The 15,663-nt window shown below is 47.7% G+C and carries 12 protein-coding genes and 1 other RNA gene; 6 read left to right on the top strand and 7 right to left on the bottom strand.

The features are described 5' to 3' along the window. Positions 1-112 precede the first annotated feature (112 nt). Both Q1B47_RS02575 and Q1B47_RS02570 read right to left on the bottom strand, forming a co-directional pair. Positions 113-1,333, bottom strand: a complete 1,221-nt coding sequence (locus Q1B47_RS02575) for a porin (RefSeq protein ID WP_299788139.1) — start codon at positions 1,331-1,333, stop codon at positions 113-115. 230 nt (positions 1,334-1,563) lie between these two features. Continuing rightward, entirely contained in the window at positions 1,564-3,984 is a 2,421-nt protein-coding gene (locus Q1B47_RS02570; protein ID WP_299788136.1) for a DNA polymerase II, read from the bottom strand. A 244-nt stretch (positions 3,985-4,228) separates the two neighbouring features. Between Q1B47_RS02570 and dinG the strand changes: the two genes are divergently transcribed. From dinG to Q1B47_RS02545, 5 genes are all read left to right on the top strand, one after another. Further along, complete coding sequence (gene dinG / locus Q1B47_RS02565) at positions 4,229-6,301, top strand: ATP-dependent DNA helicase DinG (protein WP_299788133.1); 2,073 nt, start codon at positions 4,229-4,231, stop codon at positions 6,299-6,301. 8 nt (positions 6,302-6,309) lie between these two features. Beyond that, a complete protein-coding gene (locus Q1B47_RS02560; protein ID WP_299788130.1) occupies positions 6,310-7,083 on the top strand; it encodes a TSUP family transporter in 774 nt (257 codons plus the stop codon). Beyond that, positions 7,080-7,748 carry a primosomal replication protein gene (locus tag Q1B47_RS02555; protein WP_299788127.1) on the top strand — a complete coding sequence of 223 codons (669 nt, stop codon included), beginning with the start codon at positions 7,080-7,082 and terminating at the stop codon, positions 7,746-7,748. The genes Q1B47_RS02560 and Q1B47_RS02555 overlap by 4 nt, the downstream gene beginning before the upstream one ends. A 53-nt stretch (positions 7,749-7,801) precedes the next feature. Then, positions 7,802-8,494 carry a DUF2057 domain-containing protein gene (locus Q1B47_RS02550; protein ID WP_299788124.1) on the top strand — a complete coding sequence of 231 codons (693 nt, stop codon included), beginning with the start codon at positions 7,802-7,804 and terminating at the stop codon, positions 8,492-8,494. A 323-nt stretch (positions 8,495-8,817) separates the two neighbouring features. Next, positions 8,818-9,096: a late competence development ComFB family protein gene (locus tag Q1B47_RS02545; RefSeq protein ID WP_299788121.1), complete on the top strand. Its 279-nt coding sequence runs from the start codon at positions 8,818-8,820 to the stop codon at positions 9,094-9,096. 116 nt (positions 9,097-9,212) lie between these two features. Here the strand turns inward: Q1B47_RS02545 and ffs are convergent. Both ffs and Q1B47_RS02535 read right to left on the bottom strand, forming a co-directional pair. Then, positions 9,213-9,309, bottom strand: an RNA gene (gene ffs / locus Q1B47_RS02540) — signal recognition particle sRNA small type. Between the two features lie 166 nt (positions 9,310-9,475). Next, on the bottom strand, positions 9,476-9,787 hold the full coding sequence (locus tag Q1B47_RS02535) for a ComEA family DNA-binding protein (protein WP_299788118.1): 312 nt from the start codon (positions 9,785-9,787) through the stop codon (positions 9,476-9,478). A gap of 396 nt (positions 9,788-10,183) precedes the next feature. Here Q1B47_RS02535 and Q1B47_RS02530 point away from each other — a divergent pair, with 396 nt between their 5' ends. Then, positions 10,184-11,581, top strand: coding sequence for a DASS family sodium-coupled anion symporter (locus tag Q1B47_RS02530; protein WP_299788115.1), 1,398 nt, complete (start codon positions 10,184-10,186; stop codon positions 11,579-11,581). A gap of 69 nt (positions 11,582-11,650) precedes the next feature. Here the strand turns inward: Q1B47_RS02530 and Q1B47_RS02525 are convergent, their stop codons facing one another. From Q1B47_RS02525 to Q1B47_RS02515, 3 genes are all read right to left on the bottom strand, one after another. Beyond that, positions 11,651-12,829 carry an aminotransferase class I/II-fold pyridoxal phosphate-dependent enzyme gene (locus Q1B47_RS02525; RefSeq protein ID WP_299788112.1) on the bottom strand — a complete coding sequence of 393 codons (1,179 nt, stop codon included), beginning with the start codon at positions 12,827-12,829 and terminating at the stop codon, positions 11,651-11,653. A gap of 164 nt (positions 12,830-12,993) precedes the next feature. Further along, a complete protein-coding gene (locus Q1B47_RS02520) occupies positions 12,994-14,103 on the bottom strand; it encodes a TIGR01620 family protein (protein ID WP_299788109.1) in 1,110 nt (369 codons plus the stop codon). A gap of 66 nt (positions 14,104-14,169) precedes the next feature. Beyond that, on the bottom strand, positions 14,170-15,624 hold the full coding sequence (locus tag Q1B47_RS02515; protein WP_299788106.1) for a YcjX family protein: 1,455 nt from the start codon (positions 15,622-15,624) through the stop codon (positions 14,170-14,172). Between the last annotated feature and the right edge of the window lie 39 nt (positions 15,625-15,663).

Here is a 15,663-nt window from a genome sequence, read left to right as displayed (position 1 = left end):
CTTGAGCAATCACTGGACTTCAGACATTAACTATGTAAGGAAGTCAGTTTATTTTACAGGCAATAAAAAACGCCCGTATAGGGCGTTTTTTATACTATTTAAGAAACTGATCTTATAACGTATATCTGATTCCGATAGCAACACCGTCATCTTCTGAGATAGACATAGCAGCTTCTTCACTACCGCTGAAGTCACTGAAGTCTTTACGACCTTCGATATACAGCACTGTGTTTGCGTCCCAAACATAGTGGATACCCGCTACAACAAACTGACGTTTGAACACGTCTCCGCCATACATAGCTTCATATGCATCGCCGGCTTCAAGAATGTTATATGAAACGAATGGACGGATTCCGTTCTCCAGCTTATAAGAAACCAAGGTTTCTACACCATAAGCTTCAGGGATCATGCGACCGATATTATCGGTATCATGATACTCGTTCTTGTTGAAGTTGGCCGCGGCGTAGAAACCGTCATTATCGAAGCCACCCCATGTTATTCCGACACCATAGATATAGTCAGTTTCGGTGAACTTTTGACCTTGTGACGTCGTTGCTTCAAACTCGCCCAGGTTGAAACCGGCTGTCAATGTAAGCAGATCGGTCGCATCATAAGTAACAGCAGCGCCATAAGTATTGTTGTACTCAACTGTTGTAACACTCTTGGCATCTGTTCCTGTCAGGCCACCAGAGACCATAAAGTTTTGTTCAGTAGCCTGGAAAGGACCGGTGCTTGGTACCAATTCATCAATTTCGAAGCTATCTTGCTTCAACTGAGCCTGAATTGCGAAACTGAAATCACCGAAGGCATTACGGTACTGAACGGTATTGTCACCACGACCTACACCATTGATCGCACCATCGGCTTTATTATATGTGTAAACACCAGCAGCATTACCATCCCATACGAAACCGTAGTTAGTGCTGTAAACGACATCATACCAAGCGCCCCACTGCTTACCTATAGTAAGTGAACCGTATGTATCATGACCCAGACCAACATAACCTAAACGGTTATGAATAAACTCATCACTGTCAGAAGAAAAAACACTGCTGTCATTGTTGTAGTTGATTTCACTGTTACCGAATGGGTTTACACTCCACTCCAGCTTAGTGAATGCCTTCCATCCATCACTCATTTGGCGGGTGAAACCAAAGTTGATGCGAGATGCACCGTTTACCACTTCTGTAGCACCTTGAGTATTGATAACGCGCGCATCAATAAAACCACCGATCTCTACGGCATTCTTATCGTCTTTATAGATCTCGATTGCCGAAACCGAAGGTACAAATATTACGGCTGCTAATGCGGATGCTACTAGAGTCTTTTTCATGTGATGTCTAACCTTAATGTTTTTCAGTCTGCTTGATTCTATTTTGTGCCATTCCGTTGTTTTATTTCTTCCTGATTGCAATTGAGACTAACAAAATATTAGTAATCACTCAAAGAGGAATGTCACAAAAAACCAGCCTTTTGACAGCAAAAACACCTTTAAAACGCTTTAGCAGCAGGGTTAACACCATAAATTAACAACCGTGAAACATGAAATTAAGAAGTACCTTATTAAATTAACGACAACTGATTGGATGCAATATTACCGAAATTTAATTTCAAAACTGTAAGTATCGGATCAGATATGGGTAGCAATTGCCGATTCAGGTAATATTCGTAATCTATCGCGGACCTTCGAAACTTAACCGGCTCGGCACCGTTAATTGTCATCAAATAATCGACTCTGGTGCCTCTCTTTGAATAGCGGGTATCCTTGGAAAGCTCACACATTTTTTGGGCAGCCTTGACATGTGGCGACGACTTTGCGGTGTAATCTTTAATGTCCCTGCGTAACCTTTTGCTGAAAACCAACTCATCATCCAGCTTCCCCGTCATCAACTCATCGATAACGTTACGTAAAAACCCTACAACATCCAATTTAGAAAAGACCCTGAAATAGAGCTCCTGCTGTATCCGTCGCGCTAATGGACTCCAATCACTCCTAACCTGCTCCATCCCCTTGAAAACGATCTCAAGCTCTCCATCATCCTTCCTGTACGCCCCTACATACCTTTTCTTGGAGCCTTCGCTTCGGCCTCTTAGGGTCGGCATAAAAAATTGTTCAAAATGAGACTCAAACTCCAATTCAAGGTAACAATCGAGCTGCATCTCCTTTTTCAGCTTCTCTACCCACTTATTATTCACCATTTCGACCAACTGATTGCCGAGTTTCACAGGATCTGTTTCTGCCGGTTTATCTCCTAACCAGACGAATGTCGAGTCGGTATCACCATAGATCACCTGATAACCCAACTCCTCTATCCATACTTTTGTCTGCTTCATTATCTGATGCCCTCTGAGGGTGATAGAGCTCGCCAAACGAGCATCATGAAACACGCAGCCTTTCGAACCGAGTACACCATACAGAGAGTTCATAATGATTTTTATCGCCTGTGAAAGTGGCGCATTATTTTCGGCTTTGGCCTCCTCCCTGTGCTCAGCCAAAGTTTTTATCAGCTGTGGCAAGATAGGAGCCTGCCGACTGAACTTAGCACCGATAAAGCCATCAACCGTTTCAGAATCGGGAAGCGACAGCCCTTCGATTAATCCTTTGGGGTCAATCAGGAAAGTCCGGATAATCGAGGGGTACAGGCTCTTGAAATCCAGCACCAGAATATCCCTGTACAGGCCCGGAATTGAATCCATAACATAGCCACCCGGACTCTCCAGCCCCTGACCTACGGCCATAGCTGGCGCGACATATCCAGCCCTGTGCAGGTGGGGAAGATAGAGGTTATTAAACGCCGCAACAGAGCCGCCCACCCTGCCCAACTCCAGACCTGTGAGCCTGGAGCGCTCCGTGGCAAAGGCGAACAACTGAGTCTTTTCAAAAATGTCCCAAACCAAACGACAATCATTGAGGTTATATTGGGCCAAAGCCAGCTTATCGTTATGAAAGAGTTCTGTGATCTCCCCCGCTCTGTTCTCTACACTGTCGATCGCCTTACCTCGGCCCAATAGTGCACGGCTTACAGACTCTAATGAGAAACTATCGAAACGATAAAAGGCAGCCTTGAGCCAATCTATACCATCCAGCACTACCCTGCCGGGAAGGTAAAGAGTTTCAGGCCTGAACTTACCTTCAACCTTCCAGCCAAGCACGCCTCCTCCCCGACCAATTGTGAGCGCAATACCATGTTGCTTAGCTCGTCGATACAGGAGTGCGAGATCGAAAGTCACGACAGCCCACCCAATGATGAGATCGGGGTCGTAGCGGGCAAACCACTCTATCAAGGCATGGATCAGTGCTTTTTCATCCCTTACCCACTCTATATAACCGGCCGCGCCGCTCTGTTCCCCCTGACGAACATAGAAAGCGACGTCATCTTCTCTACCTACCATTATCACTTTCTCATAGTTTTCACCTGCCTCATTGCGGCCATAGAGGCCTACCGAATAGAGCTCACCATCGAAACTGCACTCGAAATCCAGTGATATGGAGGTCAGCTTAATCTCAACAGAGCACCTTCTTGCACGGGTTGCGGTAAATACCGGAAGGTTTAACCGAGAGCTTGAAGAAGAGAACTCTCCCATAAATTCGGCATCCAGGGCGATAAAACGCTCGATGAGATAACGACTCTCAGGCCTTATTTCAGCCTCAAAAAGTGAGATCCCCAGATCTATGGCCCCCTTGGTAAGGTGCCTGAAGCCTTGCCGGGATTGACAATAGATGGCAGTTACATTCTCAGAGTCGAAATTCTGTAAACTCAGCGACTTGGTTCTCACAACACCGATAGCGGGTATCGAAAGTAGTTGCTGCAGATTAACCGTGGAACAGAAGCAGATAAATTCAGCTTGGGGAACCCTCACCAGAACAGGTCCATTGTCAGTCTTGAGATAATAGTGCAAACATAGCGAACCTGAGTCCTGACTTATCTCCCGTGATAATACCCGTCCCTTCAATACGCCAGCGGGCAACACCTCTTTATTCATAACAGTAAATCAACTCTTTATTTTTGATCTGAAAAAAACCATTTCCCGAGTGAAGTGCAAGACATTACGTTGTAAGCCATTAAGTTAAAACAGTTATTACTGTTTCAGATGATTCACGGTTAAGCGTCAGGCACAACAGGGGTGACAGATCGGCTCGTCTATTACGTAATAATCTAAATATTTGTAGTTAAGGCTATGCAATCACTGTTATTATGTACAGCTCTATTTCTCTCTTAGTATGCGCATGTTATCTGCTGACGTAAAAACTCAAATTCGCACCATATATAAAGGTATCGCCTCGGCGTTACCTAATTTCCGCTCCCGAAGGGAACAAAACTATATCGTAGCAGAGATATCTAAGACCCTCGCCGGTGAGTATGATAAACACAGGCGCATCATAGTCGTCGAAGCCGGTACGGGAATCGGCAAATCGTTAGCCTATATTTTAGGTTCGATTCCACTCGCCTTAGCCAGTAAGAAGAAGGTCTGTATTGCCACCGCAACCGTCGCACTACAGGAGCAACTGCTGCACAAAGATCTTCCCTTCTTTCTTGCCCAGTCTGAGCTGGACTTCTCCTTTGGACTCGTTAAGGGACGTCAGAGATATGTCTGTCTCTCTAAACTTGAGTTGCTCGTCGGTAGTGACAACGGCACGCAGATGGCGATGTGGCAGACCAAGCCCGACAACAGTCAGGTCAAGCAACTCGAAGCCCTATTGAAAGACTATCACGAGGGGAGATGGAACGGTGAGCGCGACACTCTAACCACACAACTTCCCGATCACCTATGGCAACAGATTGCCTGCGATAAACATAGCTGCCACCGTCAATTAGCCAGCCATCGCAACTGTCCCTTCCATAAAGCCAGAGAAGATATAGACAACTGGGATGTTTTGATCGCCAACCACAGCCTGCTCTTTGCCGATCTGGAGCTAGGGGGAGGCGTCATTCTTCCCGATCCGGAAGAGCTTTACTATATTATCGACGAAGCACATCACCTGCCTAAAGTTGCCAGGGACTTCTCCAGCGCTCAGTCGACCTTAAGAGGAGCCATCGATTGGCTGGAAAAGGTTGGCAAGACCAGCAGCAAGCTGCAGAACCAGATAAAGAGTAACCATATCATTGCGCCTGCGCAGGCGATGCATGACCATATTGCCGATCTAACCGGCTTACTGAATCAGATAGCCCAGTTTTGTGATTCCCAGGCAAAACGTTTCGATAACCCGGAAAACCGCTTCCGCTTCGAACACGGTAAGTTACCCCAAGCCATGATGCTACAGGCCGAAAATCTGGCTACGGCCTCAACAACAGCATTGAAACAGTTCAATAAGATGCAGGTATTGCTTGGTGAAGCCATTAAAGATGGCGACATACCTAAACATCAGTCTGAGCAACTGTTAAGCGAAACCGGTTTTATGCTTCAAAGGCTGGAAAACCTGCAGAAACTTTGGAAAATGATGGCTAAAGAGGATAGTCCTAATGGGGCACCTATGGCCCGCTGGATTGAACTCATCACCGGTAAGCAAACCGATTACCTGTTTAATGCCTCTCCCATTGAAGTTGGCTATATGCTTGAAAAATTACTCTGGGACAAAGCCGCCGGAGTCGTACTTTGCAGCGCGACGTTACGGGCCCTAAACAACTTTAACCACTTTACCCGCCAGGTTGGCCTCTCTATCGATGATGGCAGCCGTTACCTGGCATTAGACTCACCCTTCGATTTTGAACAGAACGCAACACTCTTTCTGCCTCAAATGAAAACTGAACCTACCGATGATAGTTATACGGATGAGCTTGCACAGCAGATTCTTGCCTTAATCGAAGGGGAGCAGGCAACTCTGGTACTCTTTGCCTCATACTGGCAGATGGAAAAGGTCGCAGACCTTGTTGAAAGCAAAATAAAAACCGGCTTACAGCTACAGGGAACAGCTTCCCGGCAGGAGATATTGACCAAGCATAAAAAGCGTTGTGATGAAAACCTGCCCAGCATTATTTTCGGGACCGGCAGTTTCTCTGAGGGGCTCGACCTGCCGGGTGAGTACCTGACAAACTTGATTATCACAAAGCTTCCCTTCGCCGTGCCGACCTCACCGGTTGAGCAGGCGCACGCCGAATATATTAAAATAAAAGGAGGTAATCCCTTTCTGCAGCTTACGATACCCGATGCATCACGCAAACTTGTTCAAAGTTGTGGTAGATTACTTCGAAAAGAGCAGGATTATGGCCGCATCACGATTCTGGACCGACGGCTTGTGAGCAAACGCTACGGCAAATCATTACTGGACGCGCTGCCTCCATTCAGACGCGTAATTGAATAGGCATACTTTTGGATTTACTGTTTGAACCCTCAACATGGATGATTCTTGCCGGTATCGGCTTTATTGCAGGTTTTATCGATGCTGTCGCCGGTGGAGGGGGATTATTATCAATCCCGGCACTGCTCACCGTCGGTATTCCGCCACACTTAGCCCTGGGAACCAATAAACTGGCGGCTTGCTTCGGCTCTTCGATGGCTGCGTTGACCTATTATCGGCAAAATCTCTTCAACCCTGAACTTTGGTACCATACCTTTATTGCAACCTTTCTCGGCGCTGTCAGCGGCTCTTTCATTGTCTACCTGATCGATAAGACTCTGCTGGAAAAACTGTTACCCTTAATCATCATTATCATCGCCGTATACACTTTGGTGAAACCTAACTCCATGGGGTGCAGCAGTTACATCCCTCTTAAGCGGCCACCGGCAAGACTCAAACAATGGGTTCAGGGAGTCATCCTGGGCTTTTATGATGGCTTTGCCGGACCGGGCACAGGGGCATTCTGGACCATCAGCAGCACCACCTATCACCGCCTTCCTCTTCTGCACAGTTGCGGGCTGGCAAGAGCGATGACCTTTACCAGTAATCTCACTTCGTTGCTGATCTTTTTTGCGCTGGGTAAAGTCAATGTCATTATTGGGCTTTCCATGGGGCTTTGTATGATGTTAGGTTCCTTCATTGGTGCCAGGTCGGCAATTAAGTTTGGTGTGCAGTTTATCAGGCCCCTGTTTATAACAATCGTACTGATGATTGCGGCTAAGCTCGCCTGGAGTGCATGGTTTTGATGACAAGTGAACTACTTAATCGATTGAGAGTCCAACATAAACAGCTGGAGCAGGAGGTGCTTCAGCATGATGCCATGCTCCCTAAGGGAGAGAGGCGACTATTACAGGACACCGAGCGTTTTAATGATGAGCTTTTTATTCAAAGTGGTGCGGAGCTCAAACCCTGCATCGAACAGATAGCTAAGAGTATTAAGCAGTTAGAGAAGCTACTGAAAAATAAGGTGTCATTGAACACAATCGCCCTGAGTTGTGAACGAATACAAGACAGGTTTACTGCAGTCAGGAGAGCATTGAGCACTACGACACTCGGCGTAAAGTCGGCTCAGCAGCAGAAAGCCTCACGTATCGCACAAGCACGTAGCCGTCGTAAAAAAAGTCATGACCAAAGCGGCTTCAACTGGATAGCAGCCGGGGTCATGCAGAACAGCCACCAGCTCTATGAAGAGTTAAACAAGCACCACAACTGGGTCAAGAAGTTTGAACAGAAAATTCAAAGTTTGCAATCTGAACTCGAAAACTGTCATAGTGCTGACAAAATTAAGAAGCAAAATGAGATCCTTTTAGTTCATCGCCGTTTAGGAAAATGCCGACAGGCTATAAGTTACATCGAAGACCGTATTCAGGCGTTTGAGCGCCCCTATACTCACTCTAACCGAAGATATTAGAATCATATTAAAGTATTTGGGTATATCCGAATTATTATCGTTAAGGAGCAACAATGAAATCACTCAAGCCAATCACCGCAATCATCGCTCTGCTTGGTTCATCATCGGCTCTGGCTGCTAACCTGCAGATCCCCATGGCATTTGAATATCTTGCCGTCGATGGAATGAAAATTGAGACCAGCCTTTTTAATCACAAAGCCGACCTGACGCTGGATGAAGGCACGCATAAAATAGCCATTCGTTACCATGACATGGTTGAAGATGATTTCAGTGACGGTGAAAGTTTCGTAAAGTCATCACCATTTATCATCACGCTTGAGGTAGATGGCGATCACCAATACCGGTTAAAACCTGCCGATGGCGATTTCGTTAAGCAACCTAAGGCATTCGCAAAGTCTCCACAGGTCGTGATAACCAGAAGCGACAACGGTCTTGTCAGCTATAAAGTCAGTCAAACTGATTTTACCGAAGACTCCTTTGTAACCAGCCTGTTCGGTGGCGGCCATGGCCAGGATATCTCTAATGTCGCTACCGCAGCGACCGGAGGTGCCGTTGCCACTTCGACTACGCCCAAGCCTCCGGTAAGCAAGCCTGCTCCTGTCGATGCCGGCATCAAACCGATCCCGGCCTCCGGCAATAAAGACAATGACGCTGCACACGCTGAGCAGATGCTACAATATTGGTGGTTGCATGCTGACGATGAAACCCGTAAAGAGTTCATGAGCTGGGCTATAAAACAACTCTGATAGCCCTGCTATTTGCGCCAGTGACTCCGGGTTACTGGCGCTTCAAGCACTTGCCACACCTCATACAACAGCCCACCCCCAATTCAGCTCAGCTTTAACAAAAGAGCTTACTGCACTCCACTATCTATATTCTCTGCCCACACCGGAATATAACCTGCTATATTTCCAGTATATCTGCATGCAGGTATGGCGAACTGGCACTAGAATTACCAAACAACAGGAAGTAAATTTTTATTGCCGCGAATCCATTATGGTAGCAAACTAATAAATAGTTACCTCTTCTCAAGTCACAATGATAGCGATAATGATCACGGAGCATCTCTATGCAACTGGAAATTCGAAATTATTACGAAGTTCTCTTAATAGAACTATTATCCGATGAAGGCCTGTTAGATGAGCTACCCGAAGACTACCTGGCCGATCTTTGCTGCGTCACGCTAAATCAACTTCCGGTAAGGTACATTCGACACCTGGTCGATACCTACTTTTTTGAAGATTACAATGAACTCGCGCAAATGAAATCTGAGATCCAAACAGCTTTGGAAAAATCTCGCGCATTTCTTAAGGCAAATTTGAAAAAAGAGCAGCAGAAATCCGAATAGAGAGATTATCATACGAATCTGACGCTTATTGTCTGATAATATTGCGATTTTAGAGTCGACAGAGTTCTGCAGTGACTTTGCGGTAGAGTGATATGAAGGGGGAGAGTTTGGAGGCTCCCCTAGAGCCGCACCCCGGCACATGAGTCGCCTGCTGCGGTTGCTCCCTTCCGGGCCTGGCCGAGTTCACAGGTTATCATTGCGGGGGGACCCTAGGGTCACCATAGCTTTCTCGAGATATTCACCTCAGAGAACGGCGAGCATTATCTACTATGCCCGCCCGGCAATCAAGCCTTAACGTTAAACATATCTGCAGAACTGGATCGACTGCTTGTTCTATAAGCAAATATTACCGACAAGCTGGCTTTACCAGCTCATGAAGCTACAAAGAGATCACCGACCTGTTCTTCTCAACCAGTTTAGAGCCAATGCCTTTAACCTTGGCAAGATCGGCGACCGAATTAAAACGACCATGGCTTGTTCGATAGTCCACGATAGCCTTTGCCTTGGACTCACCGACACCAGTTAGCAGGGTCAGCTCCTCAACCGAGGCGGTATTGATGTTGATGCTTTGATGTTGGCTCTGTGATTGAGCCTGGGTTTGCTCGGGGACTTTAGTTCCGGTCTCTGCCGCACTCACGCCTAAAGAGAGGAGCGCTGCAGCACATAACGCAGTAATAGCTGTTTTGTTCATAATGTTATCCTTTTGTGATTAATCCGTTAAGGTGTGGCCATCAATCCGTTGGTCCCTGGCCACTTTACAAATGTAGATCAACTGCTCATTTCTTGCCAACAATTGATTTAAGCCCGAAGGCAATCCAAGGAAATTCGACGCGCATCACAGTTTCTGTTTTATTTGTAATTTTCAAATTGGTTAGCCTCTCATCGACAAAAGCCGCTTTTGAAATTCAATCAGATCATTTTCGGATCACCACTTCAAGGCTCAGCTCACACAAACTCACGTAACAGGACAGCGATCACCTAACACCTTAGGGGTAAGTGTAGGAAAGACACATAAAATTTAATTTTGTGTAATGGATCGAGTGAGCTAGTGTGTCGCATCCTAATAATAATGAAAAAGGACACTCGAATGTCTATGGAACAAGTTGGAACCGGTCCGAATGAACTGACCCCCTCAGAGAGCAAGGCACAGAGAAACCTTTTCATTCTCTTTGCCGATATTGCTTTATTTATAATGCTTTATAACTTCCTCCCTTTCGAAGAAGGGGTGAATACCGGGCTATCAATTCTGGTCTTTGCGGCGATACTTTGGCTGACAGAAGCCATTCATCTGAGTATCACGGCCATACTTATCCCTGTAATGGCTGTTATCCTGGGCGTATTTGAAACAAAGACCGCCATGAGTAATTTTGCCAACCCTATCATCTACCTCTTTTTTGGTGGTTTTGTTCTGGCGGCGGCCTTGAACCATCAGGGAATTGATAGACTGATTGCCCATAAGGTGCTGACGGCCTCCAAGGGCAGACTCAGCCTGGCCTGCATGTTCCTGTTCGGCATTACCGCCCTGCTCTCTATGTGGATTAGCAACACAGCAACGGCCGCAATGATGCTGCCACTGGCTCTGGGAATTTTGCAACAGCTAGACTTCAAGCAACATAAGAATACTTACCTGTTCATGTTGCTGGGCATCGCCTATTCAGCCAACATAGGCGGGATCGGAACCTTAGTCGGTAGCCCGCCTAATGCCATCGCTGCAGCACAAGTCGGTTTGAGCTTCAGTGAGTGGTTAGAGTTTGGCTTGATAACCGTCGCCCTGATGCTGCCCACTATGCTTATCGCCCTGTACCTGTTTTTTAAGCCAGACCTTTCGATTGTTTGCAAGCTGTCGACTTCAGATACTAAGCTGAACTTTCAGGGAAAACTCACCCTGCTAGTCTTCATCACAACCGTATGCTGCTGGATATTCAGTAAACCGATCTCACAGGCATTGGGCGGGATCTCAAAATTCGATACCGTAGTAGCCTTAAGTGCAGTTGTAACCCTGGCCGGGTTGGGGTTAGTCGAATGGAAGAAGATTGAACGGACTACCGACTGGGGAGTACTCATCCTGTTTGGTGGCGGGTTAACCTTAAGTGCAATACTAAAAGCCACAGGAACCAGCGTGTTTCTGGCTCACTGGGTCACCGATATCTTCGGTAATACCCATATGGCGCTTTTCACCTTCGCCGTGATCTTCTTTGTAGTGATGCTAACCGAGTTTGCCAGCAATACTGCGAGTGCCGCACTGCTCGTGCCGGTATTTGCCGCAATAGCCGAAGCCTTGGGTCTGTCGCCCGTCATGTTATCGGTTCTGATAGGCATCGCCGCTTCGTGTGCCTTCATGCTGCCTGTCGCGACGCCGCCTAATGCAATTGTCTATGGCTCCGGTTTTATTAAGCAGTCTGAGATGATGCGAGCCGGCGTCATCATCAACTTCGTCAGCATGTGCGTGCTCTACGTCATAGCCCATACGTTCTGGAACATCTGATCACCCCCGCTTTCCCCGGATATAAAAAAGCCGCTCAGACAATGCGCGGCTGCTATTTCATTCCAGGGGTCACACTTTCGCTAATGCCTGCTCCAGATCCATAATCAGATCTTCAACAGACTCAAGACCGACAGAGATCCGCAACAAGCTGGCATGGATCCCGGCGGCCTCTCTCTGTTCATCACTATAAGGTGAGTGGGTCATAGATGCCGGATGCTGAATCAGCGACTCCGCATCACCAAGGCTCACAGCAATAACGAAGAGCTCCAGCTCGTTGATAAACTCGATACTCTTTTCCAGGCTCGCATCGAGCTCGAAAGCGATGACACCGCCGGCTCTTCGCATCTGTGGTCCGATAAATCTGTGGCCACTGTGCCCCTCCAGACCCGGATAGTAAACTTTAGTCACCTTGTCATGTTTGAGCAGGTATTGGGCAATCACTTCCGCATTATTACAGTGCCGCTCTAGCCGAACATCTAATGTCTTAAGGCCTCTTAAGATTAACCAGGCATCGTGGGGTGAGAGCACTCCGCCAAAGTCCTTGAGCGTTTCATATTTTATCTTCTCTATCTGCTCATCAGAGCCGCATACGATGCCGGCGATAACATCCCCATGTCCGTTGAGGTACTTAGTCGCACTATGAACAACCAGGTCGATACCGTGAGAGAGAGGCTGCTGAAGCAGTGGGGTCATAAAAGTATTATCGACAATTGTGATTAAATCATGGCGTTTAGCTATTGAGGCGATAGCCTCTAAATCAAACACGTCTAAGTGTGGATTAACAGGGGTTTCACAGAAGATGACTCTAGTTGCCGGGGTGATCGCTGCTTTGATGGCATCGAGATCATTAAAATCCACCAGCGTCACCTCTATCCCAAACCGGGTCAACTGAGAGCTCAAAAGTGAAAAGGTACAGCCATAGACAGCCCTGGATGCGATCAGATGCTCCCCCTGACTAAGATTTGCCAATAGAGCCGAAGATACCGCCGCCATACCCGAGGCGGTCGCAGTGGCGGCTTGTGAGCCCTCTAAGACAGCCATCTTACGTTCCAGCTCGGCCGTTGTCGGATTACCCAAACGGGTATAGATATACCCAGCCTCATCGCCTGCAAACCTTGCGCCCCCCTGCTCGGCGTTGTCAAATACAAAGGTGGCACTCTGACATAAGGGGGTAACTAACGCCCCGGAGCTGTCTTTGATGTGACCGGCATGAATCGCTTTTGTCGGCAGCTTCCATTTGTCGTGCATATAATCTCTCCAAGGTCTGAAACCCAAAAACCGCAACAGTCAACTAACCAGTATTCGTGCAGTGTTTGAATAGAGTGGCACCGGCATCGACTGAACGCCGGTGACTCTATTACCTTGACCCCTATCAAATGCGCTAGCAAACAAAAGCTGAAACTTTTACCAGCCTAAGATGTAAAATCTTTGTTACGAGACACACTTTTGGTGAGAATTGTTGAGGAGAGATCTTTCAGATCTAACAGCAGCTCTTTATGGATGCCGGAGAGTTTTGGGCGAGCGTTCTCCTGAAACGAGATGGGTCTGCACAGCGCCATCGCCTGATAACCCAGTCTGGCTGTCAATAATCCACCTCCCAGTCCCTGTCCCAGCCGGGCAGAGAGTTTACCCGACATCTCCACCGACAGCAGCTGCGTTCCGAGATCGGTAATGATCTCACTGGTGCCGGCATAAACGATATTGGTGATGATTCCCCTTATCAGCTTAATGCGGCTCCAATAGCCGAGCTCAATACCGTAACACTCGGCTATCTTGTATATCATACGCTGGTTGCGCCAGAGAATGATCGCCATATCCAGGAAGGCCAACGGGCTCGCAGCCAGCAACAGCGCTGACTCCTGTGAAAATCGTCTGACGAGCTTCTTAGCGATAAGGTCTCTCTCGCTCAATACCAGTTCATCAAACAAAATCAGCTTCTCGGCGTCATTATGTTCCTCCCTGACAGATGACAGATACCGGCTTAGGTCGACCTCTTTGGGCAGTTGGTCCAGCAACTTATTAATAAACTTGTCCGCTTCTCCAACTTGCATGCTCTGGGAGAGGCGATCGCCGGTTTGCTGTGCTTCCTCTACCGACTTGAGTCTTACCAGCTTGCGCCATTCACTCACGGCGAGTGTACCGGCCCATAAAGAAATCACCGCCGTCACACCGCTGTAGAGACCAAATAACCAGGGACTCTCACCCCACGCACTTCTCAACCCCAGTAGCGTTTCGGTGATGACGAGTCCGAACACTCCTAACGCAGAGAGCTTAGCCAGTAACGACCAGCGCCGCTTACCCTGAGGCTTTGTGCCCGTATCAATCCCGTCGAACCTTGACCCGAGCGCAGACTCTATCTCATGCTCGATATCGGCTTCCTGCTCCGGGCTAAGCGGTTCGGCGGTAAATGTCAGCTCCTGCTCATCGAAATGTTGGGCTCCCTTAAGATTGGGAGTCTCCGACTCGATAGAGGGCTCGAATACCTGTTTTTGCTTCAAGCCTTTTTTAGTTTCATGCATCATTTTTTACCATCATATAAAATCGATGACCTGATTCGACTCGATTTAGCATCGGCTCAGGCTCATCGACTAATTCAGCTTATCGCCGAGCAGATACTGAAGCAGGTGATCTAAGCGTATATGTTCAAAATCGGCACCTTCGGTTGAAGGCTCCCCTTCCGGCGGTGCGAAGTGGGTGAACTCAAATCCCTGGGTATCCCAAAATGAGGATTGAGGTAGCGACTTGGGTACTTCACCCGGAAAAACGGTCATGGTATTACGCCCGCCCAGCTCGACTCCATGAACGACCTCTATTTCGGCATTACCGGATTTTACCATGGCATGTTTGGTGGCTTTAATCGCACTTATCGCCATCACTTCAACCTCGCAGCCTTCAAACTTTGCCTGCTTCTGGCTCTGTTTAACCAGCTGACTTAATAGCGACAGCACATTCCCCTGTTGATCTCGCGTGATATGATCCACCTTACTGGCGGCGAACAGAAGCTTGTCGATCCTTGGTGAAAACAATCGCTTAAGGATATTTGATTGACCAAACTTAAAACTCTCCATGATCCCGTTAAGCGCTTGGGTCATATCCTCAAACTGCGCTTTACCACGATTGAGTGGAGTGAAGCAGTCGACCAGGAGTAGCTGCCGATCAAACTTAGCAAAATATTCCCTGTAAAAGGGAGTGATCACCTTAGCCTGATACTCCTGATACCGGGTCTTCAGTACCTGATACGCTGTATTTGACGCCCCGGCCTCCAATTGCACTATTTTTTCAGCCGAGAGACCCAGCAGAGGAAACAGGGCTAAAACCGGGGTATCGACCAGCTCTCCAGGCAGTAACAAGCGGCCTGGTTGCGCATAATAAAATCCATGACCATGCACACAATCGAGTAATAGCTGCTGGTAAAGGTCGGCGATCTGCTTCAGTTGTGTCGCATCCGCCTCCCTGGAAAGATCCAGCCGGGAAAGGGCTGTGACGAACGGCTCATAGCAATCGGACTTTTTAAACACACTCTCCCGATGAGTCTGACTCACCGACCATTGGCTATAGCTCTGTTTCAACATGGGAAGATCGAGTAACCATTCGCCGGGGTAATCGATAATGTCGAGATAGAGGGTCGCACTGTCGGTCAATTTTGCTAACAACCCCTTTTGCGGTTGGTAGCGAATAGCGAGCCTTAATTCACTGATGCTTCTGGTTGAGGCCGGCCACTCAGGGGGAGTGTGCCTCAGTGCCGCCATCGCCTGCTCGTAATCGAAACTGGCAACGGTTAAGTCGGGCTGAAGGTCCCGCTTTACGCCATACAGGCGATCCTCTCTGGTCACTTGCCAAAGCGGTAGATTATTACTCTTAGCGATTAAGCCTGCACTCAGAAGTTGATTCACCAGCCCGGTAATAAAGGCGGTTTTTCCGGCGCCGGATAATCCCGTGACGGCTAATCTGATATGTTTATCGGAAGTTCGGTGCGCAAACGCTTGTGTTTTTTGGCTGACTTTTTTACCAAACTTAGTGAAAGAGCGGTTGATACTACCCATAGCCTGCACTTAAAAAAGGTTATTCGGGCGGTCAGACCG

This window comes from uncultured Shewanella sp. (assembly GCF_947501225.1).
Classification (GTDB): domain Bacteria; phylum Pseudomonadota; class Gammaproteobacteria; order Enterobacterales; family Shewanellaceae; genus Shewanella.
This window is presented reverse-complemented; position numbering and strand designations above follow the sequence as displayed.

Bases quoted from the DNA above. Each gene is read 5' to 3' on its own strand.
- Q1B47_RS02545 (WP_299788121.1), top strand. From the start codon at position 8,818: ATGCAACTGGAAATTCGAAATTATTACGAAGTTCTCTTAATAGAACTA.
- Q1B47_RS02525 (WP_299788112.1), bottom strand. From the start codon at position 12,829: ATGCACGACAAATGGAAGCTGCCGACAAAAGCGATTCATGCCGGTCAC.
- Q1B47_RS02550 (WP_299788124.1), top strand. From the start codon at position 7,802: ATGAAATCACTCAAGCCAATCACCGCAATCATCGCTCTGCTTGGTTCA.
- dinG (WP_299788133.1), top strand. From the start codon at position 4,229: ATGTTATCTGCTGACGTAAAAACTCAAATTCGCACCATATATAAAGGT.
- Q1B47_RS02575 (WP_299788139.1), bottom strand. From the start codon at position 1,333: ATGAAAAAGACTCTAGTAGCATCCGCATTAGCAGCCGTAATATTTGTA.
- Q1B47_RS02570 (WP_299788136.1), bottom strand. From the start codon at position 3,984: ATGAATAAAGAGGTGTTGCCCGCTGGCGTATTGAAGGGACGGGTATTA.
- Q1B47_RS02515 (WP_299788106.1), bottom strand. From the start codon at position 15,624: ATGGGTAGTATCAACCGCTCTTTCACTAAGTTTGGTAAAAAAGTCAGC.
- Q1B47_RS02520 (WP_299788109.1), bottom strand. From the start codon at position 14,103: ATGATGCATGAAACTAAAAAAGGCTTGAAGCAAAAACAGGTATTCGAG.
- Q1B47_RS02535 (WP_299788118.1), bottom strand. From the start codon at position 9,787: ATGAACAAAACAGCTATTACTGCGTTATGTGCTGCAGCGCTCCTCTCT.
- Q1B47_RS02530 (WP_299788115.1), top strand. From the start codon at position 10,184: ATGTCTATGGAACAAGTTGGAACCGGTCCGAATGAACTGACCCCCTCA.